This window comes from Gilvimarinus sp. F26214L (assembly GCF_054401055.1).
The window spans coordinates 30,904-51,769 of the sequence record NZ_JBTIYG010000020.1; the positions used below are offsets into that span (position 1 = coordinate 30,904).

Below are 20,866 nucleotides of genomic sequence, written 5' to 3' on the forward strand. Positions count from 1 at the left end.
GAACCGAAGTGCTGAAAATGTGACAAGTTGCTCCAGTTCGGCGGCGGGAGACTCCATGAACGCAAAAATTTATGTTCGTCCTTTTACTGAGATCTCTGCGGACCAGGTCGCTCTGGTCGGGGGGAAAAACGCCTCCCTCGGCGAAATGGTCCGTGAACTCGCTGCGGAAGGCGTCCGGGTACCCGGCGGCTTTGCAACCCTTGCTGATGCCTACTGGCTCTACCTCAAACATAACAACCTGGACGCGCGCATCACCGACACTCTCGACTCCCTCGACGTGAGCGATACCCGCGCGTTGGCAAAGGCCGGAGCGTCTATTCGCGGCTGGATCGTCGACGGTCAGATGCCGGAAGAGCTGGTGCGACAGATATCCGACGCATACCGGGACATGGAAAAGGATTATGGTCCCGAGCCGGATGTGGCGGTCCGCAGTTCCGCGACGGCGGAAGATCTTCCCGATGCCTCTTTTGCGGGTCAGCAGGAAACCTACCTTAATGTGAAGGGTGTGGACCACCTGCTGCGCACCTGCAAACAGGTATTCGCCTCTCTGTTTACGGACCGCGCCATCTCCTACCGTGAACACAAGGGCTTCGGCCATATGAAGGTGGCCCTCTCTATTGGCGTTCAGAAAATGGTTCGTTCCGACCTCGGAGCGTCAGGAGTAATCTTTACCATCGATACGGAAACAGGCTTTCGCGAGCTGGTCCTGATCACCGCCGCCTACGGGCTCGGTGAGACAGTGGTACAGGGTGCGGTGAATCCCGACGAGTTCCTGGTTTATAAAAGCGCCTTGAAGAACGATTTGCGCCCCATACTGCGCCGGCAGCTCGGGGAGAAAGCGATCAAGATGATCTACAGCAAAGAAACGGTGACCGGCCCGAGTACACGTACGGTAACCGTTCGCCAGCAGGAGCGGGAGCGCTTCGCCATCAGCGATGACGATGTGCTGAAGCTGGCCGAGTTTGCTGTCGCTATCGAAAAACACTATTCACAGAAGGCTGGTCGTTTGCAGCCCATGGACATCGAATGGGCCAAAGATGGCGAGACCGGTGAACTGTTCGTGGTCCAGGCCAGACCGGAGACAGTCCACGGACGGCCGGACGCGCTTGCTCAGGATACCTTCGCACTCAAGGAAAAAGGCAAGGTTCTGATCACGGGCAAGAGCATTGGCAGCAAGATCGGAGCGGGCGCGGTTCGCATTATCATGGACGCCTCTCACATGCATGAGCTGCAACCGGGCGAAGTTCTGGTAACTGACATGACCGACCCCGATTGGGAGCCCGTAATGAAAGTGGCCAGTGCGGTGGTCACCAACCGGGGCGGGCGGGTCTGTCACGCGGCGATCATCGCGCGCGAGTTGGGCATTCCCGCCGTGGTTGGCAGTGGGCAGGCCACGCAGATGCTACACAATGGTGACCCGGTCACCGTGTCCTGCGCTGAGGGAGAAGTGGGTAAGGTCTACGCTGGCGAGCTAGAATTCGAACGCAAACACGTAGACGTGGAGAAGCTGCCGAAACCGAACACCAAAATCATGTTGATTGTCGGCAACCCCGGTCAGGCCTTCGGATTTTCGGCACTGCCCAACGACGGAGTGGGACTGGCCCGCATCGAGTTCATCATCAACAACTTCATCGGCGTTCACCCCCAGGCGCTATTGGAGTTCGATCAGCAAAGCCCTGAGGTGAAGGAAAAGATTCGCCAACGCATGCTGGGGTATCAGGATCCGGCGCACTTCTATGTGGACCGGCTGTCCGAGGGGATTGGAAGCATTGCCGCTGCGTTTTATCCAAAACCGGTCATTATTCGCACCAGCGATTTCAAGTCCAACGAATACGCCGCTCTGCTGGGCGGAGAACGCTACGAGCCCAAGGAAGAAAACCCGATGCTGGGGTTCCGAGGTGCCTCACGGTACTACTCGGACAGTTTTATAGACTGCTTCGCTCTCGAGTGTAGGGCTCTAAAGAAAGTGCGCGATGAGATGGGCTTCCACAATGTGGAAATCATGCTGCCCTTCGTGCGAAGCGTGGACGAAGTAATCCGGGTGAACGAGATCCTGGCGCAACATGGTCTTAAACGGGGGGAGAATGGGCTGCGGCTCATTCTGATGTGTGAAATACCCGCTAACGCCCTCCTGGCGGACCAGTTTCTGGAACATTGCGACGGATTTTCAATCGGTTCCAACGACCTCACCCAGCTCACGCTGGGCGTGGACCGGGATTCCGGTCTGCTGGCGCAGTTTGACGAACGGAACGACGCGCTCAAAACCATCATGGCCATGGCCATTGAGGCTTGTCGCAGACACAACAAATACATTGGCATCTGCGGTCAGGCACCCTCGGACTATCCCGAGATTACCCAGTGGCTGATCGAGCAGGGCATCACCTCCGTTGCCCTTAATCCCGACTCGGTTGTGCGAATGACCGAGATCGCCTACGAGGCGGAGCAAAAGCTGAAGAGAAATAGAAAGCACTGAGGACCGGCCATTACCGCCTGGGGTGCGACGAACGGATTCAGGGTTCGCGTCCACCGGCGTGTTGACGTCCAAGAATAACAGGGTACCGTCGATCGGCTTCGCTGACTCGCCGCAGTTCCAGCCCGTGATGTTCGCTCTCACGCTTCAGAATCCCGGTCAGCCAAAGCACGTCCCGGATATCGGCATGGTGCAACGACAGACGCCGCATCTGCAGGGGCACTATCCTGAGCTGATCCAGGGCTCCATCCGCCTCCAGCGTCAGAAAGTAAAGCAGCGAAAGATGGGGACGATAGAGCTCATGGCCCTGAATCCCTTCATAGTCGTTCAGAAAATCGCCGCAGCCATAGCAAATAAGACGCCCCCTATACACCTCCATACCGATCGGATGATGTGACGAGTGGCCGTACACGAGATCGATGCCCGCTTCGATCAGTCCACGAGCGAAATGGCGCTGTGCCGGTTCCACCGCGTAGCCCCAGTTGGGGCCCCAGTGAAGGGAGGTGACAATCACATCCCCGAGGCCTTGGTGCCGACGGATTTCGCGGACGACAGTATGCAGGGATCCGGCGGACAGATCGGGAAGATGAAATACCCCAGAACGAGTGCTCGTTGCGGCCCACTGTCGCGGCACGCCCGCGGAAGGGAACGCAATGCTGAACACCAGCACTCGCCGCCCGGCGGGCAAATTCAAAATCGCGGGAGTGGCCGCCTCTTCCCCATCCTTGCCGGCACCGCTATGGGAAATGCCCAGGCGATCCAGTACCTGGAGCGTTTCCGACAGGCCCGCGTAGCCCCAGTCCAGCACATGATTGTTGGCCAGCACGCAGCAATCCAGTGCCAGCAAAGAAAGGCTCGCCGCGTTGCGGGGGCTCATGCGGTAGTGGATGCCCTTCCCGGGCCAGGGGTCATCCGCCTCAGTGATGGCGGTCTCCAGGTTAGCGAGGCGGATATCTGGATCTTCCTCATCCAGGACCCGCAGTGCATCCCCCCAGATGTAATCAAGGCCAACCGGCCGGGGAATAATCCCCGAGCGCCGTTCGGCCAAGGCGACGTACTGGCGGGCGTCGCGAACCCAGGATTCGAAGAGGTGCGGGTTGTTGGGGTGCGGCAATAACTGATCGATCCCCCGACCGGCCATCAGGTCGCCCGCGAAGAACAATTTTATCCTTCCCTCGCCATCCATAGCGGACCCCAGGCGCCTGTTCGTGAGCCGAACGCCGAATGTTCGGCCTGGCAGGCCATAACAAGAAAGTTGTTACTCCAGCTTCTTCGCGAGGCTGAACGCACCGCGGACCTGCCCCAGTGTATAACCTGTCGCCCGATCACCGGGATAATGCTCCTGCAAGGCTTCGCTGACCGCTGGAGACAGATTCTGGCCATGGCAAGTCAGGCATAAGGGTTCCACGCCCTGTGCCTGCATGTAGCGGAAGGTGCCGTTCACCATCTCAGCGGTATTGATCTGCGCAGGAGTTTCTCCTGCAGCCTGCCGTTCGTCGAAGCGTTCCAATTGGTTCCGCTCCCATTCGTCCGGCTGGGCCGTCGTTCTGTTGCGGGGCCTGAGGCTGACCCGTTTCACACTCCAGCCGGTCCCGGTACTGAGCTCCCGGGCGATGGCAGGCGCTTCCACCGCGCAGACGGAAACCGCATTGGTGGGTCCGCCCTCCTGCATGGCCTGCTGCAGTCGCGGTTTGAGCTGCCCGGCAAATTGCTGGACGATTTCCCGGGCTTCGGCTCCCAGCGCCTGGGTATCGGTGGGCTCCTGAGTCTGCACACAGCCAGGCAGAGCCAGGGTCAAAGCCGCACAGGTGGCGAGAAGACTGGCGGATGTACCGCTCGAATGGAAGGAGAACAATGGCATCATGGTAGGGACCTGCTCCTCAACGGTGTTGCAAGAATTTGCGTCCACGGGGCAATCTAACAGTTCGTTTTCCTATGATCCACAGGCTTTGCATGCATGAAACGTCTTTTCGTGGCTGTTCCGCTGGCGGCTTCACTGCGTCATCAATTGACTCCCTTGCTGCCCAGGCCCACTTCCCACGTTCGACCAGTGAAACCCGACCAGATGCATATGACCCTGCACTTTATTGGCGACGCAGACCTCGTTCCGTTGGCGGCAGCTCTGCGGGAGATAAATTCCCCTGCCTTCCAGATCAACTTCGAAGTGGTTGGCACGTTCGGGAGCCCGCGTCGTGGAGGCGTTTTCTGGGTCGGCAGTTCTGGCCATCCCGTCCTGACCGCATTGCACGGCGCGATGGGACGCAAACTCGAAGCACTGGGTCTGGAAGTGGATGAACGTGCGTATGTCCCCCACATTACTCTCGCTCGCTGTCGTCCACGGGCGAGCCATTCGGTTTATGAAGCATTCCGCGCCCAGATCCTGCCGGATCTTGCGCCACTGGATGTTGACCGCTTTGTTCTGTACTCAAGCGACCAGACTCCGGATGGTGCGGTTTACACCGCAGAAGAGGTTTTCTGGCTCGATCGGCCGGATGACCATGGAAACGGGAACTGGCAGGTGTGAACCACGGCACCCACTTCGGTGTCGCTATAGGTAACCGCACTGCATTCGAAGGACCTCATGAACTACACACGACCTGCTGCTTTTTTGCTTCTGGTTCTGTTCGCCGGTTGCGCGACCCAACCCTTGTACTCGCCGGCCACGCGCCCGGACCAACCGGGTTATTGGGAAACACGCCTCACCGACACGCGATACCGGGTCACCTTCGTAGGGCGCAGTTCCACCTCAAGCGAGGAGGTGAAAAATCTTGCGCTGCTCCGGGCAGCCGAGCTGACCATCGCCGCCGGCTACGACTGGTTCAGGATTGTGGACAGAGAAAGCAGCGCGCAGACTAGGCGGGATGATCCGCGCGTGAGCATCGGCGTCGGTTCCGGGTGCTATCCCTACGGCTGCCGAGTGGTAGGTTCGCGCTGGTATACCGGCGTTCATCTGGACAGCTGGCACTACGCGGACCGCTACCGCAGCAGCATGGAAATTCTGATGGGCAAGGGTGAACCGGGTGATCCGAATCGCGTCTACGATGCTCGCGAACTGGCCCGACACTTACAACGATCCCCGGAACTGGACTGAAGCGCAACAGCTCACGCAGACGAAATGCTCGGTTTCAGTCCTCAGACTTTTGCGCCCGCCATAGCAGCTCCGTCACTTCCTCATCCGAGGTCTGGGAGAAATCGCGATAGTAAGCACCTACCGCCATAAAGTGACGGGGCCGTTGGAGACAGACCACCTCATCTGCAAGGGCGTCCGGCGCCTGGGCGCTGTCGTCTGCCGCGACGGGAACGGCAACAACGACGGACGCGGCGTTCAGTTTTCGCAACGCACGGATCCCCGCCTTCACAGTTGACCCGGTGGCAATTCCATCATCCACAAGCACAATCGTTCGGCCAGCCACTTGCAATGGCGGCAACCCCCGGCGATACATCGCCTCCCGTCGCTCCACTTCCCTCAACTCACGAGCGGCAACGCGCCGAAATTCCTCCGGTGCGATACCCCAGCCTTTGGTGACACTCTCATTCACCACCTCGACGCCACCTGACGCAACCGCGCCCATGGCAAGCTCAGGGTTTTCCGGGAGTCCGACCTTGCGAACAATGAGAACGTCAAGAGGCACTTTCAGCTTTCGCGCGACCTCAGCGGCTACTGGCACACCACCACGCGGCAAGGCTAAGACCAAAACCTCTTTCCGACCGGTGTAATCAACCAAGTGATTCGCCAGTTGCCGGCCGGCGTCGACACGGTTTGCATACACATCATCCATAACCGGTGCTCCTCTGCTACATGTGACCGACGCAGACTGCACGCGTTAAGCCCGGGATCAACCGTAACCGTGGTCCTTGGTGGCGTTTTTGCCCTGAATGACGCCATCCTGGGGACGACGCCGATACCACCGCCAGCCGTAGCTCTGATAAAAGCGAAAAGCCGAGCGGAGAAAGTGGTAGATATGACGAAGTCCTTTCCTCGATGCGCGGCCTCCGAAGTGAACGATCTGCATAGCCGGGAGATAGACATTCTTCCCTTGGCCACCTAATCGCAACGACAGATCGAAATCCTCGAAATAGAGAAAGTATCGTTCGTCGAAACCACCAAGGCGCCTAAGCGCACGGCCCCTCACCAACATGCAACATCCGCTCACGATGGGGATTCCCGCCACCGGACGCCGCGAGTTCAGCAAATCGTGCATCTCATAGTTTGCGATCCGCACCACAAACCGCCGGCGCAGCCATATAGGCGCAAATCCGCGCAGAAACAGATCAAAGACCAGGGGAAAACGCTTGCACAGGTAAAGCGGTTCTCCCGCGGGACTGAACCCACAAGGACTGGCGACGACCGCCTCTCCATCCCGATGCATTTCCTCTAGTGCCACCAGAAGGGCAGACTGGGCGAGAACGACGTCAGGGTTGAGCACTAGGTAGAAATCCGCAGGACGCTCGAAAATAACGAGGTTGTGCCCTGTCCCGTACCCTACGTTTGAGGTGCTCACCCTTAACTGAACCTCATCAAAGGTGTCCGGCTGGGAAAGCAAAAAATCCTCGGCCTGACTGACATTCAGATGAGCGCGCCTTTCGTTGTCGACGATAAACAGCGTGCAAACGAGTTCCGGCATTTCAGTTCGAGCGTGGATAATCGCTCTGCACAGAGAACTCAGTGTCTGCTCGAACTGCTCAGCATCTGACTTGTAGGTTACGATGGACACTGTTAGCCGCATCTGTCATTCCAGTGACGTTGTTATTATGGGGTTGTACTATTGGACTCCGAGCACCGATTGGTAAGTAAGAAGTTTACACCAGGCAGAGACTTGGCTTGCCCTGCGCTACTCCGCGAGCCCAGCTGTGCTTTTCATATCGAGGGGATGCATATTCTCGGTGAGGCATTCCTCAGTGTCGCCCGCCAGGAAGGACTTCAGGCGCTCAGACAATACCTCGATAGAACAGTGCTGGCGCATCCGCTCGGCCGCAGCGAGGCTCATCGCGCGGTATCGCTGCGGGTCATTCTTCATCAGTTCGTAGCTATGTGTGAAGGCATCTACCGTTGATTGCCAGTCTACCCGATGGTGAAATGTGCGCAGCAGGCGGCGCTCGTCATGCTGCCAGGAAGCCAGTTCAGGCCTGCTGTCGATAACGAAGCCGACGTCCTTGGACATGTAATCCTTCATTGCACTGTTGACCGGAGCGAGGGCTGGGACTCCGGAGGCCAAAAATTCCATCAGCGGGAGACATTGCCCCTCACCATACGAGGTGTTCACGTAGTACGAACTCGCCTCGAGCATTCGCTGATAATGTTCGTTCTCAAGGAAGGCCTTGATAACTACTACCCGGCACTTGAAGGGTGGCAAGCGTCGCAAGTAATCAACGACCTGGTCTGTGAAAAAGACGACATTATTGGTCGATACCTTGATCAGTAGCGTCGCGTCCTCGGTATCACGAAATGCCCAGCAGAACGCCGTCAGCATGGTTTCCCAGTTCTTGCGCCCGTCATAGGGATTGAAAAGGGAGGTATACACCACGCCGGTTAGCTCCACCATGTTCTTCCTGTCGGTGTCGCTGGGCTCCGAGGCAGTCTCTGCATGGATCGGCGCCTTCGGTAGAACCTTTCGGTACAGGGGGCGCAAGCCATTGACGAGAACCGCTAATGCCCGTTCAATAAAACCGGGAACCAAGTCGGCGAAACACTCATGGTATATCTGAATCAGCAGCATTTTGGCCGTCCCCAGGCGGAAGCGCAGTGAACGGCGGGGCATTGTTTGATTCTCCGGCTCCTCCTCCACCTGCTCGCCAAACTGGGACTGCGTCGGATCTCCAAAGGTAGCCTTTAGCACGGTGCCGAAGTCCACATCCCGGCTGTCACAAACCACGCCGAAAAAATCCAGCACTCCTCCTTGCAACCTCTGTTCGGTGGTTAGCCCGAGAACCAACCTTCGGGTATCAGCACAGCGGTCCCATACGGGAGCGGGAATTGCGACAACGGGATAATCTTCCCCGAGCACCTGTTTGACGGCAGTCACCGTTCCGTGAGAGTGAGTGATCGCCCCGCGGCTCTTGGCCAGTGCCAGTCGCCAATTGTTGTAGCCATCACCGTTCCAGGTATCCGTCGGAATCGTGTCAAACTCCCAGGCAAATACGGGAATCACCGGGCAGCGCACATCCCGGGCAACATTGTGGGGAGCAGTAAATTGAAGAAAAACATTGACCTTGCCTTCCTCACCCAGGCGAACGCACAGGACGTCGGCGTCCTCTGGTGTATCGACTACATGTACGGTGCCAATTGATCGAAGCAGAGGCAAGAATTCCTTGAGGACAAAGTAGTAGCTGTACTCAGGCTCTCCGATAGCTCCAGCGATTGTATCGCGATTGAATCGAGAGCAAACGACAAAATTCATTGCGGACGTTCCTGGATTATTGCTTTTCTGGTACCTTCAATTTCGTGGAGCGGTCGCCGGATGAGCAAACGCTTGACGCTGCGCTGCATATCCAGTGGTATCAGACCAGTGACCCTTCGCAGCCCGGGCAGGTCGCGCAGTCGAACGAGGACATGAACGATCCATTCCGCAACGGCCATACTGCCACCGGGTTGACGAGCCAGCAAGGCTTGCAGAATCGAATGATCGACACCTAGCGCCGCGTCGGACCGGGCACGGGGGAGGCTCAGGTATTCACGCGTGTAAAAGCCGCTCCGTGGCTTTTGCCCGCCCCATTCAAAGCTCGCTCCCCGATGGGCCTGGAGTTCTCGTGAAAACTGCACGAGTGCAGCGAGCCATTGATCAGCGGGCATTGGGTCCAGGCACAGGCTCAGGGGGCGATTTCGCGTCCGATTGGCCAGCGCTCCCAGATGCGGGACCACAACAGGCAGCCCGGCCTCCAGCACTGCACTCAGTGTATAGCTGTAGGTCTCCGGCCATAAACAGGGAAACCAGACGAACTGGGGATCCACCCGGCGTATCAAATCCTGGAGATCTGCATCCTGGTAGGGACCATGGACATGCACGGCTCGATGAAGCGGGCGATATGCATAACCCACCAAGTGGAGCTCCAACGGTGATTCCCCCGCTCTTGCGAGACGCGCCACGCCCTCCAGCAGGTCCGCTCCCTTCTCACGTCCCAATGCACCGAGAACGAGCACTCGGGTGTTTTCCGGATTACCGGAACGGACCGGCGGATAGGCGCTGATTCGCTCTGCATCCGGGTGCTCGGCCACCTCAATGGTCAATTCTGGATAGTGTGACCGATAGGCAGGAACCACCGAACAGTCGGGGGCAATAACGCGCTGCGCATCACACAGAAGCCGCTCGGTGAAAGTTCGCCATTGCTCCCAACTAAGGCCGACCTTCCGACGGACCGTTTCGGCCATGAGCTTTGGATCACCGAAGAAAGCGGGGTCAAATCTCCCCTCCGCATTCGACAAGGTGGGGTTGGCCGCGATCAGATAATAGTCATGTAAGGTAACGATGTGTCTGCAGTCCATTACTCCCAGGATCCGCTCCAGGATTTGTTCCAACCCCATCACATGATGCACGTGGACCAGGTTGAGTCCAGCCGCTTTCAGTACTTCTTCCAATGCGGTCATGTCGTCGGCACGATCAAAGAGAAGTGGCTGCTCCCTCAGGGTCGGCGGGAAGCTCAAGGACAAGCGTTTATCACCCAGGGGCTCCAGACACAATACAAACGCCTTCTCGGCGCAGGCGGCGGTCAATTCCTGCATGTGACGACCCGTGCCGCCGCCCAGCCCGTGACCAACCATCAGAATGGTCGGCCGCTCTGATCGGGCCAGAAGACCAAGAAGACCCGCGAGCCGGAACTCGCCCAGAGGGTCATTGCGAATGAACTGCCGCACCGATGCGAAATACTTCGGATGTCGGCGCCCCAGAATCCGGCTGTGGCGCTCGATCAGGCGCTTCTTTTCCTCACCGAAACTGACCCCTCCCTCATGGAAAACAAAGGTATTCGGACACACGACGTTACGAAAACCGTGCGCAATGATGCGCTGACAGAAATCATTCTCCTCACCATAGCCTTTCCCGAAGGCATCTTCGTCGAATCCGCCACCTGCACTCTCAATGGCCGCGCGGCTCATGTACATGCAGAATCCGACTCCCGTCGGCGCATCAATGGCTATGGCTGGATTGACGGCACCGAGCACGTTGTCGACCAACTCAACGGGCCAGTCATCAGGCAGGGTGTTGTTGTGGCAGGTTTGCGGGAACGAGAATATCTCCGCGTTGTTGGACATGGGGGTCACCGTGCCGATATCGGGCGCGGAATGCGCAATCGTCAGAATCTTGCGCAACCAGCCGCTCGGTACGATGGTGTCACTGTTGAGAATAACCGCGTCCCGGGGAGCCGTATGTCGGAGACCGCGATTGACGGATTTTACGAAGCCAAGGTTCTCCGAGTTCTCGAGCAACTCGAATTTGTGTTCGGCCGCACCGGCGCGCAAGTATTCTTCCACCTGAGGTTCAGGTCCACAATCATAGACTACAACGAGTCGAAATCTAACGGTGCTATCGGAGCCGAGGAGGCTTTCTAAACAGGCACGAATCTGGTCCAGCCCCGAATACACGGGAACGATCACTGCGGGATCCCAGTACTGATCAGGCATCGGTATGTTCTCCGACCGCCTCTTCGGACTCGGCTCCATCGTTAGAGGTAATTGCAACCGTCGCCCCCAGCCAACTGCAACCAACGAAGTCCTCGTGAGAGGTGTTCACCACATGAAACAGAAGAGCCCGGTCGGTCCACTCATAATTTCCGCCCAGGTGGGAGTCGGCGCCTGAAAGTGAAAGAGAAATGGAGTAATGCCCTTTCCCGAGATTGGCAGGGAACTCAAAAGCGAATACAAAGCGGCTGCCCTGCTTCACTCCCTCCAATTGTTCACCCAGACGATAAGTATTCACGCCGTAGATGTGCTGTCCCAGACTGTCTCTGATCAAGAATCCCAGAACAAGACTTGGCACATCGGCTTTGGCAATAACGCTGATTTCCAGTTTAACCCGTTGTCCGGTATGCAGCATTTCCACCGGAGTTCCATTCTCGTCGATCAACCGGACCGACGTCACTACGACTTCTCTCGTACCAGATGTGGTTCGACTACCTCCATGGAGCTGCTTATCGATTTGTATCAGGCTACGCGTCTGGTCGGCCAAGGCCGCATTGTAGTAATCCATGACCTCATCCGGGCGCCCCTCCCTGACCACGCGACCGTCGGCAAGCATAATGGCCCGATCGCAAATGGCTTGGATCGCGAACGGACTATGGCTGACGATCAGGAGCGTTGTACCCTGTTGCCGAAGCTCCCGTATGCGATCGAAACTTTTGTGTTGAAAGTAGGCGTCCCCGACCGATAGAGCTTCGTCAACAATCAAGATATCCGGTCGGCGAGCCGTCGCGACGCTGAACGCAAGTCGCATCTGCATACCGCTGGAGTAGGTACGCAGGGGGCGGTCGAAATACTCACCAATCTCAGCGAACTCTTTGATGGAGGGGAGAAGCTCGTCGATATCGCTCGCGCTATGTCCCTGCAACTGAGCGCCAAGAATGGCGTTTTGCCGGCCCGTGAATTCCGGATGGAAGCCCATTCCAAGTTCTAGAAGGGCAGCTACTTTTCCGTTTACACGCACCGCTCCCTCGGTTTGCGCCATAGTCCCTGCAATAATTTTAAGCAGGGTGCTCTTGCCGGCTCCATTCATCCCGACAACACCCACGGCCTCGCCGGGATCGACACTAAAGTTGACGCCCTTGAGCACCCAAGTCAACTCTGGTGGGGCACCCCATTGGCCAGGAACAAGCCAGTGACGCAGCTTGTGCGCCACTGAGTGGTAGTTTCTGAACGCTTTCCCAAGATTGGCGACGGTAAGGCTTTTCACAGTTCATCCACCAGGTAGCTCGCAGTGCGCCGATAAACCCAGAATGCCAGTAGTGTGAGGCCCAGCCCCAAAGCCAACGGGAAACCGAGAGTATTCCATTCCGGCCAGGCTTGGTAGACGAAGATCTGTTGGTACGCTGTTACGACGGGAGTCATCGGATTCAGTGACACGAGAGCCCGGACACTGTCGGGAAGTATCGCGATGGGATAGACAATCGGGGTTAACCAAAACCAGAATTGGAGCACGATATGTGTTAGCTGCCCCACGTCCCTTACGAACACGTTCAATATGCCCAGACTTAGTCCCAAACCGAGAGAGAGAAGCAGTTGAATGGCGACCAGAGGAAGCACGGCAATGATATTCGCTCTAGGCAAACGTCCGATAGCGGCCAGAAAGATCCAAAAAATAACAGAAATGATCAGAAAGTTTATTACCGCACTGCCGAGGACGGTCGCGGGTAGACAAATCCGGGGGAAGACGAGTTTCTTGACCATGTTTGCATTGTCCAGGAACACGGACAAATTTCGGGTCACTATGTCGGTGAAGAGACCCCATGCCACAAAGCCGGCGCAGAGATAAATGCTATAGGCCAGGCCATCTCCGATTCCGGGAAGACGGGCACCCATCAGCCGGGAGAACACGATGGTATAAACCGCGATCTGAGCTGCGGGCGGTAAAACCACCAAAGCCAGCCCCAGAAGAGAATTGCGATAGCGGGATTGAAACTCTCGAACTATCGATCCGACAACGAAATACCGATATTGCCACAAATTGGCCAGAGTACTCATTCCACGTGTCCATCCTGTAATGCATATTACCCATTCGATACTTCCACGGCGGGCAAACGAGGGTTCTGCTCCCACTTGTGACCAGCTTACCACTTGCACCACCGTGTGGGCCAAGGTTCGTTTCCGTCCGGTGCACCAATCACCCATTCGGTCTCGTTAGCTCCGGGTGTCGCGGAGTTTCCGCGAGGGTCGGACCGCGCAAGACTTGGCACCAGCATCCGTCCATGGCATCCTTTGGAGACACGCCACGCGGACGCGGCTGCTCAAGCGGCGAACTATAAGCAGATAACGGAGCTCAACGCAATAATGTTCAAGCTGTTTCGAAGGATCGCACCGAACGACGTTCAAGTAAGCGACTCGGAGACCCCCATAGTCGCGCAACTGCCATTTGACCCCGCGCTCAAAGACGCCGACTTGACCGGCTGGTGTCGACCCGAGACCGGCGAACTTCTCGAAGGCTTCCCAATACGACGTACCGATAACGTGTTAGACATTGGCTGCGGCGGGGGAGCGTACAGCCTTTTCTGTGCTCAACAGGGCGCTTTTGTGACCTGCGCAGACATTGAGGCGACCGCTCTCGAAGGTATCCGTGAGCGATTCGAAAGCGCAGGGATTGACCGGTACAGAACGCTTGAGACAGACGCGAATCCACTTGAACTTGACGATTCGAGCCAGGACAAAGTGGTTGCAATGGAGGTCCTGGAGCACGTTGATGATCCGGCCGTGTTCATGCGGGAACTCACGCGTGTAGGAAAACCCGGGGCGCTGTATCTCATTACCGTGCCGGCGGAACTCGGCGAAAATATTCAGAGAGAGCTGGCCCCGCCGCCTTATTTCGAAAAGCCCAATCACGTTCGAATCTTCAATGATGATTCCTTTACACGCCTTGTAGAGGACTCCGGGCTCGTGATCGAGAGCAAACGATCCTGTGGGTTCTACGACGTCGTATGGTGGGCACTGTTCTGGACCTGTGATCAGGATCTTGCACCACCGTGGCACCCCTTGCTCCAATCCTGGACCACCCTGTGGGGAATGATTCTTAACTCTCGTGACGGGATCAGAATCAAGCGAGCACTCGACAACGCGATGCCGAAAAGTCAGATAATTGTAGCCCGAAAACCCTAGAGCGACCGGAACCCCCTTACTGTGCTAGCCAATATGAGCATCGCAGACATTGCTATGCCAGGCGTGTCTCCACGCGTGAGTCTAGCGTTTTCGCGCGATGATCAGTTGACTCTTCGGGAGTGTGCCGTTGAGCGTTTCCACCAAGTCTTTGGTTCCATCGTGTTTTAGCAATTCATTCCATACGTGGGACCAGCAGTTCAATATTTCTCCACGGGAATGCGTGACTGTATCGAGCACAGGCCCCTCGGCCAGCGGCCTTCCTTCTAGCCAACTGAGGCACCACCAAAGCGTCCAATAGAATCCCCACGTTCGATAATTCTCGACTTTCAAACCCGCCCCTTCGACGAGCCGAACAAAATCGGCTTTCGAGAAGATTTGTATATGGTTCGGCTTTTCGAAGTAGCTGTCGGCCGCAAACGGCTTTTGCACACGCTCGGATCTTTCATCGGGGACCGTAATCAAGTAAAGGGCTCCGGGTTTTCCAACTCGAACCAGTTCCGAAAGAATACTGGCAGGGTCCTCCGTGTGCTCGAGCATTTCCATCGCCAACACTTTGGTAGCATAGCCATCCGGGAACGGTAATGGTGAGGAGTCACTAACAACCCCTTCAATCTTTCGGGCACCCAGATTTTTGATGAGCTTTCTGACCCCCTCAACCTTTTCTGGATCGATATCCGAAAAGGCCACATGGGCCCCATGTCGGGCACAGAAATGAGTCGCCAGTCCGTCCCCGCAGCCCACATCGACCACTACGTCTTCGGGTACGATTTTAAACCCTTCGAAAACTTCTGCGGAGTCACTGAGGTACCACCCGCTTCTTACCGCATCGGTTAATCCCAGCATCTGATGGTTGCAGCCGTTTCCGGATGCAGGAGCGTTTTCTGCAGCCAGGGTTTCTGGAGCCCATTGCCGCGCAACCCGGACCGCCGCGCGCCCTACTTTCTGTTTTACTCTCGTTAACATAATCGGATGTGTACTCTCTTCCCTCTTTCGCGGCAAATCCCGAGCCGCAACACTGACCTAAGGCAATTATGCAGCAAGTGATCAAACTTAGAAACTGCTTCCAATGCTCAGCATAGAGGTGGGGCCGCCCCGATCCCACGGTTGCGGCGGCGTGGGGTCGTGAGCTTCCAGGACCGCACAATAGCCCTGGACGCCGCCAGATTCCATGCTCACGCTAGTGAGGTTTCCCTCGTCCGCGACGCCGATTGCCCGGTCCAGCGTTTGAAGGCCTGCCGGAAGTTGGTGGTATCCGAAAAGCCCATACTCTCGGCTATGTCCGCCACGCTGAGTTGGGTGGAATCCAGGAAGTACGTGGCGATCTCCCTGCGTACATCATTGAGGACTTCCGTAAAGCTGGTGCCTTCCTGCTGCAATTTGCGCGCAAGTGTCCGGGTGGTTACGCCCAGACGTTCGGCCACTTCCTTTTGGTTGAGATAAAACGGTATGTTCTCGTAAAGGATGCCCCGCACCCGCTCGCCGTAGCGAGCCCACTTGTCCATTTGGTTCAGCTCCATGCGGCAGTAACGCAGGACGTGATCGAACACCCCGCGACGAGGATGCTTCCTTGAGGACGCCAGCACCTGGCCGGGAAGGATGAATCGGGAGGCTTTGCTGTTGAAGTGGAACTGGTAGCCGTTCAGCTCCTTGTACAAGTGGCCATGGACAGGTTGAGGAGTGGCCAAATGGACGTCCACGTTGGAATGCTCGGTGCTGCATTTGAAATATTCCAGAAGCCTCATAAGGAGGCCGACTCTATATTCCAATTCGAACTGCTGCAGCTTTTCATCCCCCAGACCTTCGCTGAGTAAGTACTGAATCGGAATGGTCACGGACTGTTGATTATCCACAAAGAACGCGGGGCGGCTTTTGAAATACCCGTAATAGGGTTGGACGAGGCAGGTATATCGGTGGAGGATGCTGGTAGCTTCTTTGAAACTGCCGCTCGCCTGCATGGCAATCCCGGGCAGCCCATAGTAGTACCAGTCGAAATGTCGGCCGATCAGCAATCCGAGGCCGGGCTGGTTACACAGTCGAATGCCACTGCGAAGAAGTTCCACAAACTGGCGGTACGAGATTTTGCCTTCGGGAACATCCAGGATCGCCCCATGAATCCCAGCGCCTGCCAACAGATCCCGGGTGCTGGCTCCGTACTGATTGAATGAGTCGATGAAACCAAGGGGGTGAAAGTGGAACGGGATAACTTTGTCAGTCCAGTTCATATTTGCGCTCACGGAAGATTGGTTATTATCGATTGTTCTACCCGATCTTACTTGCGGCTTGTTTTGCGAACGCGCTGTTCTCTCTCCCTGAATGATTCAATCCCTTTCTTACTGCCACTACATGCATTTGTTATAACTGGTGGCACCCATAAAAATGCGCGCAGAAAGTGAATGCACAGTCATTCGCAATAGTGCCTGTCACTCGGACAATTCCATGCACATTGTCTGATTCTAACCTCTTCAGTTTTATCCCGACAGTATAAAGTTTTGCACCGTCAGAACGGGAAAGTGCCAAGCAGCTCTCCATGTTGGCACCCTTTTCTACCGCGCTGCACATGTTGTTTCCGGCACCATCAAAGCAGAGTCACCTGTAAGAGGGACGCTATTATGAAAAGAAGAAATTTATTTCACTGGATAGGAACGAACTCTCGAAAACGGTCGGTCAAAGAACGACTGACACACGTACGGCGGCTCACCGGCCGGTCTGCACTGGGTATCCTTGCCCTTGGCTTGAGTGTTCAAGCTTCGCCCTCGCTGGCAAGTGCACCGTCGTTTGTGGCTTTCGAAAGCGGGCCAGTACGCCCGGTTGCCAAGTCACCGGACGGAAGCCGGTTGTTTGTTACCAACATTTCCGATAACCGCCTGGAGATACTCGACCTTCAGAACGGAAACCCCGTCCCCGCTGCTTCGGTCACGGTCGGTCTGGAACCCGTCTCCGTAGCCGCTTTGAATGACGATATCGTATTCGTGGCCAACCACCTGTCGGACAGCGTGAGCGTAGTGGACGTCTCCGGCACGCCCCGCGTGATCAAGACCCTCCTGGTGGGCGACGAGCCGCGGGACCTTGTAGTCACCGATCCGGATGGCAGCGGCCCGCTTTCGCCTCGCTTGTTTGTCACAACCGCTCATCGCGGCCAGCACCGCACCCATCCGTCGCTGGACGGCGTACCCGGGGCGGGTGACCCGCAGTTGAGCACTCCCGGTGTGAATCGCGCGGATGTGTGGGTGTTCGACACTGATAACCTCGGCGGTGCCGTGGGTGGTGTTCCCATGAAGATCATGAGCTTCTTCACCGACACCCCGCGAGCCCTCGCGGTCAGCCCCGACGGCACCAAGGTTTACGTGGCCGGACATATGTCACAGAACCAGACAGCCACCGTGGGCCAAGGCGTGGTCTGCCTGGGCTTCGAGACCGCCGGTCCGTGCGAAACATTTGACGGCGCCTCGATGCCCGATGGTCTTCCGGGCGGGTTTCTGCCCGGCGGTAATCCCGGTCCCAGTACCAACTTCGAAGGCGTTCTTGCTCCCGAGGTGGGGTTGATCGTTAAGTGGGACCCGGATTATGGTGCAGCCGACAATGATCCCAGCACCGGGGCATTCGTGGACGAGTTGGGCCGCAACTGGAACAACGGGGTCCGCCTGCGGCTGCCGGACAAGGACGTTTTCGCAGTGGATGCAGCCTCGCTGGAAGAAATCGCCTTCCACGCCACTGTGGGCACCACCTTGTTCAACATGGTGGCGAACCCCCAAACCGGCACCCTTTACGTGAGTAACACCGATTCCCAGAACCATCAGCGCTTTGAAGGCCCGGGGATGTTCGGTGGACAAACCGTTCAGGGGCACCTCGCGGAATCGCGCATTACGGTGATCACCAATCCTAATGCGCATGTGGTTAGCGGCGACAATGTTCAGCCCCGTCACCTGAACAAGCACATCGACTACAACCAGCTGAAGGCTTCAGCGAGCGTCCGCGAGCGTAGCCTGGCAACACCGCTGGAAATGGTCGTCGACAGCTCTGGTTCAACGCTTTACGTTGCAGCCTTCGGGTCACAGGCTGTGGGGTTCTACGACACGGCGGAACTGGAGAACGATACCTTCGTACCCAGCACGGCCTCGCAGATCCCGGTCTCGGGCGGCGGTCCTGCCGGTCTGGTGATGAGCGACGACGGAAGCAAGCTGTACGTCTACACCCGGTTTGATAATGGGCTCTCGGTCATCGACACGACCAACAAGCAGGAAGTCCAGCACATTCAGCTGTTCAATCCGGAACCGGCCCACATCGTCAACGGCCGGCCCTTCCTCTACGACGCTCGCATCTCCTCAAGCAACGGTGAGGCATCCTGTTCCAGCTGTCACATATTCGGCGATAACGACGGCCTGGCCTGGGACCTTGGCGACCCCGATGTGGAGGTCACGGAAAGCCCGATCCCGGTTCGGCTGCAGGAGCTCATTGAGACCACTGCGTCGCTGGACCTTGCAAGCATTCTGGGTACGGACCGACTCGGCGAACTGGCGGAACTGGCCTTTCTGGACGAACTGGGCCTGGAAGATATCAACCTCGCTGACCTGATCAACAACGGCGAGGAAGGCGAGCCGAATGTCTTCAACCTGGTCGAGCTGGAAGAGATCAACGGCGACGCCGGCCTCAATCAGTTCCACCCCATGAAAGGGCCGATGACGACACAGACCTTGCGCGGCCTGAGCACCCACGGCGCAATGCACTGGCGAGGGGACCGGGCGAACGGCTTCTTCAATGACGACCCGGAGAATCCAACCCTGGACGACGCCTTCAATGAGGAGCTCTCTTTCAAGAACTTCATTGTTGCCTTCGAAGGCTTGAACGGTATGGACGGCCACATCACTCCTGAAGAGATGCAGGCATTCTCCGACTTCATGCTCTCGGTACTGCCGCCGCCCAACCCGATTCGGGCCCTGGACAACAGCCTTACCCCGGCGCAAAGACGCGGGCAGGACTTCTTCTTTGGACGAGAGGAAATACTGAACATTGGTGGGCTGAGATTCTACGCGGAACGCCGCAGCGACGGTACAGGACCGGTGCTGGAAGCACTGTTGAACCTGTTGGGCGGCAGCCAGTTCGAAGCCGGCTTTACCTGCGAGGGATGCCACCGGACGGATCCGTCCCAAGGCTTCTTTGGCACGGATGGATTCCAGAGCTTCGAAGGTGAGACTCAGATCATCAAGATCCCCCACCTGCGCAACGTGTACACCAAGGTCGGTGCATTCGGTGTGGCCCCGAACGAAGCGAACAGCGCCTTCAATAACCCGGACAACGCTGACCGTTTCGACTTCCAGGGCGACCAGATCAAAGCCTTTGGTGTGTTGCACGATGGAGCGATCGATACGGTCGAGAACTTCCTCAGTGCCTTGGTGTTTGACGACAATGGCCTTGGCGCGGGTTTCCGCAATTCTCAGCAGCGTGCAGATATGCAGGAGTTCATGCTGGCGTTCGATAGCGACCTCGCGCCCATTGTCGGTCAGCAAGTAACGGTGGAAAGCACCAGCTCTCCGGGCTACAGCCGGGCGCGACTGCTGCTCGACCGCGCTGGCTCGCGCTTTGAATCGGCGGTGCTCGGCGGCCGGGTCACTGAAGCGGACGTCGTCGTTAAAGGCTTGATCAACGGCGCAGAGCGAGGGTTTGTGTATACCGGTCGCGGTTTCCTCGGTATTCGCACCTTCGTATCTGACAAGAACGAGGTGATCTGGGGACTCAGCACCCTGCTGGGCAGAATCGATGGCCCGGCCACGTTCACCGCTGTACCCCCCGGCTCCGGCACACGAATTGGTGTGGACCGCGACCTGGACGGAACTCCGGACGGACTCGAGCTGTAAGCAAACGTCTGTAACCACATACTTGTGAAAGTAAGTACGCGGAAGTGCGTCCCTTCGGGGCGCACTTCCGCTTTTTCACAGGAGGACGATCATGAACAAGAAAGCCTTTTGGTACGGAATCGCCATCATCCCGCTAACACTTATCACGGCCTATGCGGTCGGCCGCATGGAACCGGCGCCGGAAATGCCAGAGGTCAGCCTGGGGGTAATGCGCAGTTGTGCTCACATGGGCGCGGTGGCGAAGCAGGTTGCGCTGGATCGCGAGAACGACGTTCCCGTGGACAAGGCCCGCTATCAGTACTACCGCGAATATCTCACCCGCAGTCAGCCCATATTTGATTCACCACGATTCGCCGTAATGCTGGCTTTTGGTTTCGACCAACTGGAGCCCGAGACCGTCAAGAACCTTGGGGTGCAAACGTGCATTGCGGCTTACTACGGCTTCAAGGATTCCAACTATCACAAAACTCTTTATGAGCAAGCACTGGAATGCCAGAACGAAGCAGCCGAACGAGATAATCCCGAGGATTCACTCAAGGATTGCATGGGACGGGAATATCAGGACACTCTTGCGCAATGGTGGAAGGAAGAAAACCTTTGACCGCTGCGGCACAAGCTTCAACAGAGCGTAGAACGAGAAAGGCCGTACAGCATGGCTGTACGGCCTTTTCAATTGAAGCCTGACCAATCTGTCTGGAACAGATTGGAGCGCCGGCTCCGCCGGCGGGCGCAGCCCGGATCACAGGGATGTGA

At 57.1% G+C, this 20,866-nt stretch carries 16 protein-coding genes; 6 read left to right on the plus strand and 10 right to left on the minus strand.

Translation table 11 applies throughout. The features are described from left to right. The first annotated feature begins 55 nt into the window (after positions 1-55). On the plus strand, positions 56-2,473 hold the full coding sequence (gene ppsA, locus ACURWW_RS16440) for a phosphoenolpyruvate synthase (protein WP_445618135.1): 2,418 nt from the start codon (positions 56-58) through the stop codon (positions 2,471-2,473). Between the two features lie 37 nt (positions 2,474-2,510). On the opposite strand, the gene ACURWW_RS16445 is transcribed toward ppsA, so the two are convergent. Together ACURWW_RS16445 and ACURWW_RS16450 are read right to left on the minus strand one after the other, a co-directional pair. After that, positions 2,511-3,656, minus strand: coding sequence for a CapA family protein (locus ACURWW_RS16445; protein WP_445618136.1), 1,146 nt, complete (start codon positions 3,654-3,656; stop codon positions 2,511-2,513). A 72-nt stretch (positions 3,657-3,728) separates the two neighbouring features. Next, complete coding sequence (locus ACURWW_RS16450; protein ID WP_445618137.1) at positions 3,729-4,334, minus strand: Tll0287-like domain-containing protein; 606 nt, start codon at positions 4,332-4,334, stop codon at positions 3,729-3,731. Positions 4,335-4,427: 93 nt separating this feature from the next. Here ACURWW_RS16450 and thpR point away from each other — a divergent pair, with 93 nt between their 5' ends. Next, complete coding sequence (thpR, locus tag ACURWW_RS16455; RefSeq protein WP_445618138.1) at positions 4,428-4,994, plus strand: RNA 2',3'-cyclic phosphodiesterase; 567 nt, start codon at positions 4,428-4,430, stop codon at positions 4,992-4,994. A gap of 57 nt (positions 4,995-5,051) precedes the next feature. Beyond that, positions 5,052-5,561, plus strand: coding sequence for a CC0125/CC1285 family lipoprotein (locus ACURWW_RS16460; protein WP_445618139.1), 510 nt, complete (start codon positions 5,052-5,054; stop codon positions 5,559-5,561). Between the two features lie 34 nt (positions 5,562-5,595). Here the strand turns inward: ACURWW_RS16460 and ACURWW_RS16465 are convergent, their stop codons facing one another. The 6 genes from ACURWW_RS16465 to ACURWW_RS16490 form a co-directional block, all read right to left on the minus strand. Beyond that, positions 5,596-6,249: a phosphoribosyltransferase gene (locus ACURWW_RS16465; RefSeq protein ID WP_445618140.1), complete on the minus strand. Its 654-nt coding sequence runs from the start codon at positions 6,247-6,249 to the stop codon at positions 5,596-5,598. A gap of 57 nt (positions 6,250-6,306) precedes the next feature. Beyond that, entirely contained in the window at positions 6,307-7,185 is an 879-nt protein-coding gene (locus ACURWW_RS16470; RefSeq protein WP_445618141.1) for a glycosyltransferase family 2 protein, read from the minus strand. 117 nt (positions 7,186-7,302) lie between these two features. Further along, a complete protein-coding gene (locus ACURWW_RS16475; protein WP_445618142.1) occupies positions 7,303-8,868 on the minus strand; it encodes a glycosyltransferase in 1,566 nt (521 codons plus the stop codon). Further along, positions 8,865-11,084, minus strand: coding sequence for a glycosyltransferase (locus tag ACURWW_RS16480; protein ID WP_445618143.1), 2,220 nt, complete (start codon positions 11,082-11,084; stop codon positions 8,865-8,867). The genes ACURWW_RS16475 and ACURWW_RS16480 overlap by 4 nt, the downstream gene beginning before the upstream one ends. Continuing rightward, entirely contained in the window at positions 11,077-12,348 is a 1,272-nt protein-coding gene (locus ACURWW_RS16485) for an ABC transporter ATP-binding protein (protein WP_445618144.1), read from the minus strand. The genes ACURWW_RS16480 and ACURWW_RS16485 overlap by 8 nt, the downstream gene beginning before the upstream one ends. After that, the gene (locus ACURWW_RS16490) at positions 12,345-13,136 is read right to left on the minus strand and encodes an ABC transporter permease (protein ID WP_445618145.1); all 792 of its coding nucleotides are present in this window, start codon (positions 13,134-13,136) and stop codon (positions 12,345-12,347) included. Before ACURWW_RS16490 ends, ACURWW_RS16485 begins: the two co-directional genes overlap by 4 nt. 306 nt (positions 13,137-13,442) lie before the next feature. Here ACURWW_RS16490 and ACURWW_RS16495 point away from each other — a divergent pair, with 306 nt between their 5' ends. After that, positions 13,443-14,261, plus strand: a complete 819-nt coding sequence (locus ACURWW_RS16495; RefSeq protein ID WP_445618146.1) for a class I SAM-dependent methyltransferase — start codon at positions 13,443-13,445, stop codon at positions 14,259-14,261. 81 nt (positions 14,262-14,342) lie between these two features. On the opposite strand, the gene ACURWW_RS16500 is transcribed toward ACURWW_RS16495, so the two are convergent. Continuing rightward, positions 14,343-15,224 carry a class I SAM-dependent methyltransferase gene (locus tag ACURWW_RS16500; protein ID WP_445618147.1) on the minus strand — a complete coding sequence of 294 codons (882 nt, stop codon included), beginning with the start codon at positions 15,222-15,224 and terminating at the stop codon, positions 14,343-14,345. A 209-nt stretch (positions 15,225-15,433) separates the two neighbouring features. Beyond that, the gene (locus ACURWW_RS16505) at positions 15,434-16,483 is read right to left on the minus strand and encodes an AraC family transcriptional regulator ligand-binding domain-containing protein (RefSeq protein ID WP_445618148.1); all 1,050 of its coding nucleotides are present in this window, start codon (positions 16,481-16,483) and stop codon (positions 15,434-15,436) included. A gap of 612 nt (positions 16,484-17,095) precedes the next feature. On the opposite strand from ACURWW_RS16505, the gene ACURWW_RS16510 reads away from it, so the two are divergent. After that, positions 17,096-20,113: a YncE family protein gene (locus ACURWW_RS16510; RefSeq protein ID WP_445618149.1), complete on the plus strand. Its 3,018-nt coding sequence runs from the start codon at positions 17,096-17,098 to the stop codon at positions 20,111-20,113. A gap of 91 nt (positions 20,114-20,204) precedes the next feature. Next, the gene (locus ACURWW_RS16515; RefSeq protein WP_445618150.1) at positions 20,205-20,714 is read left to right on the plus strand and encodes a hypothetical protein; all 510 of its coding nucleotides are present in this window, start codon (positions 20,205-20,207) and stop codon (positions 20,712-20,714) included. The last annotated feature ends 152 nt before the right edge of the window (positions 20,715-20,866 follow it).

Coding starts and splice junctions, on each gene's coding strand:
- ppsA (WP_445618135.1), top strand. CDS start 56: ATGAACGCAAAAATTTATGTTCGTCCTTTTACTGAGATCTCTGCGGAC.
- ACURWW_RS16445 (WP_445618136.1), bottom strand. CDS start 3,656: ATGGATGGCGAGGGAAGGATAAAATTGTTCTTCGCGGGCGACCTGATG.
- ACURWW_RS16450 (WP_445618137.1), bottom strand. CDS start 4,334: ATGATGCCATTGTTCTCCTTCCATTCGAGCGGTACATCCGCCAGTCTT.
- thpR (WP_445618138.1), top strand. CDS start 4,428: ATGAAACGTCTTTTCGTGGCTGTTCCGCTGGCGGCTTCACTGCGTCAT.
- ACURWW_RS16460 (WP_445618139.1), top strand. CDS start 5,052: ATGAACTACACACGACCTGCTGCTTTTTTGCTTCTGGTTCTGTTCGCC.
- ACURWW_RS16465 (WP_445618140.1), bottom strand. CDS start 6,249: ATGGATGATGTGTATGCAAACCGTGTCGACGCCGGCCGGCAACTGGCG.
- ACURWW_RS16475 (WP_445618142.1), bottom strand. CDS start 8,868: ATGAATTTTGTCGTTTGCTCTCGATTCAATCGCGATACAATCGCTGGA.
- ACURWW_RS16480 (WP_445618143.1), bottom strand. CDS start 11,084: ATGCCTGATCAGTACTGGGATCCCGCAGTGATCGTTCCCGTGTATTCG.
- ACURWW_RS16490 (WP_445618145.1), bottom strand. CDS start 13,136: ATGAGTACTCTGGCCAATTTGTGGCAATATCGGTATTTCGTTGTCGGA.
- ACURWW_RS16495 (WP_445618146.1), top strand. CDS start 13,443: ATGTTCAAGCTGTTTCGAAGGATCGCACCGAACGACGTTCAAGTAAGC.
- ACURWW_RS16500 (WP_445618147.1), bottom strand. CDS start 15,224: ATGTTAACGAGAGTAAAACAGAAAGTAGGGCGCGCGGCGGTCCGGGTT.
- ACURWW_RS16505 (WP_445618148.1), bottom strand. CDS start 16,483: ATGAACTGGACTGACAAAGTTATCCCGTTCCACTTTCACCCCCTTGGT.
- ACURWW_RS16515 (WP_445618150.1), top strand. CDS start 20,205: ATGAACAAGAAAGCCTTTTGGTACGGAATCGCCATCATCCCGCTAACA.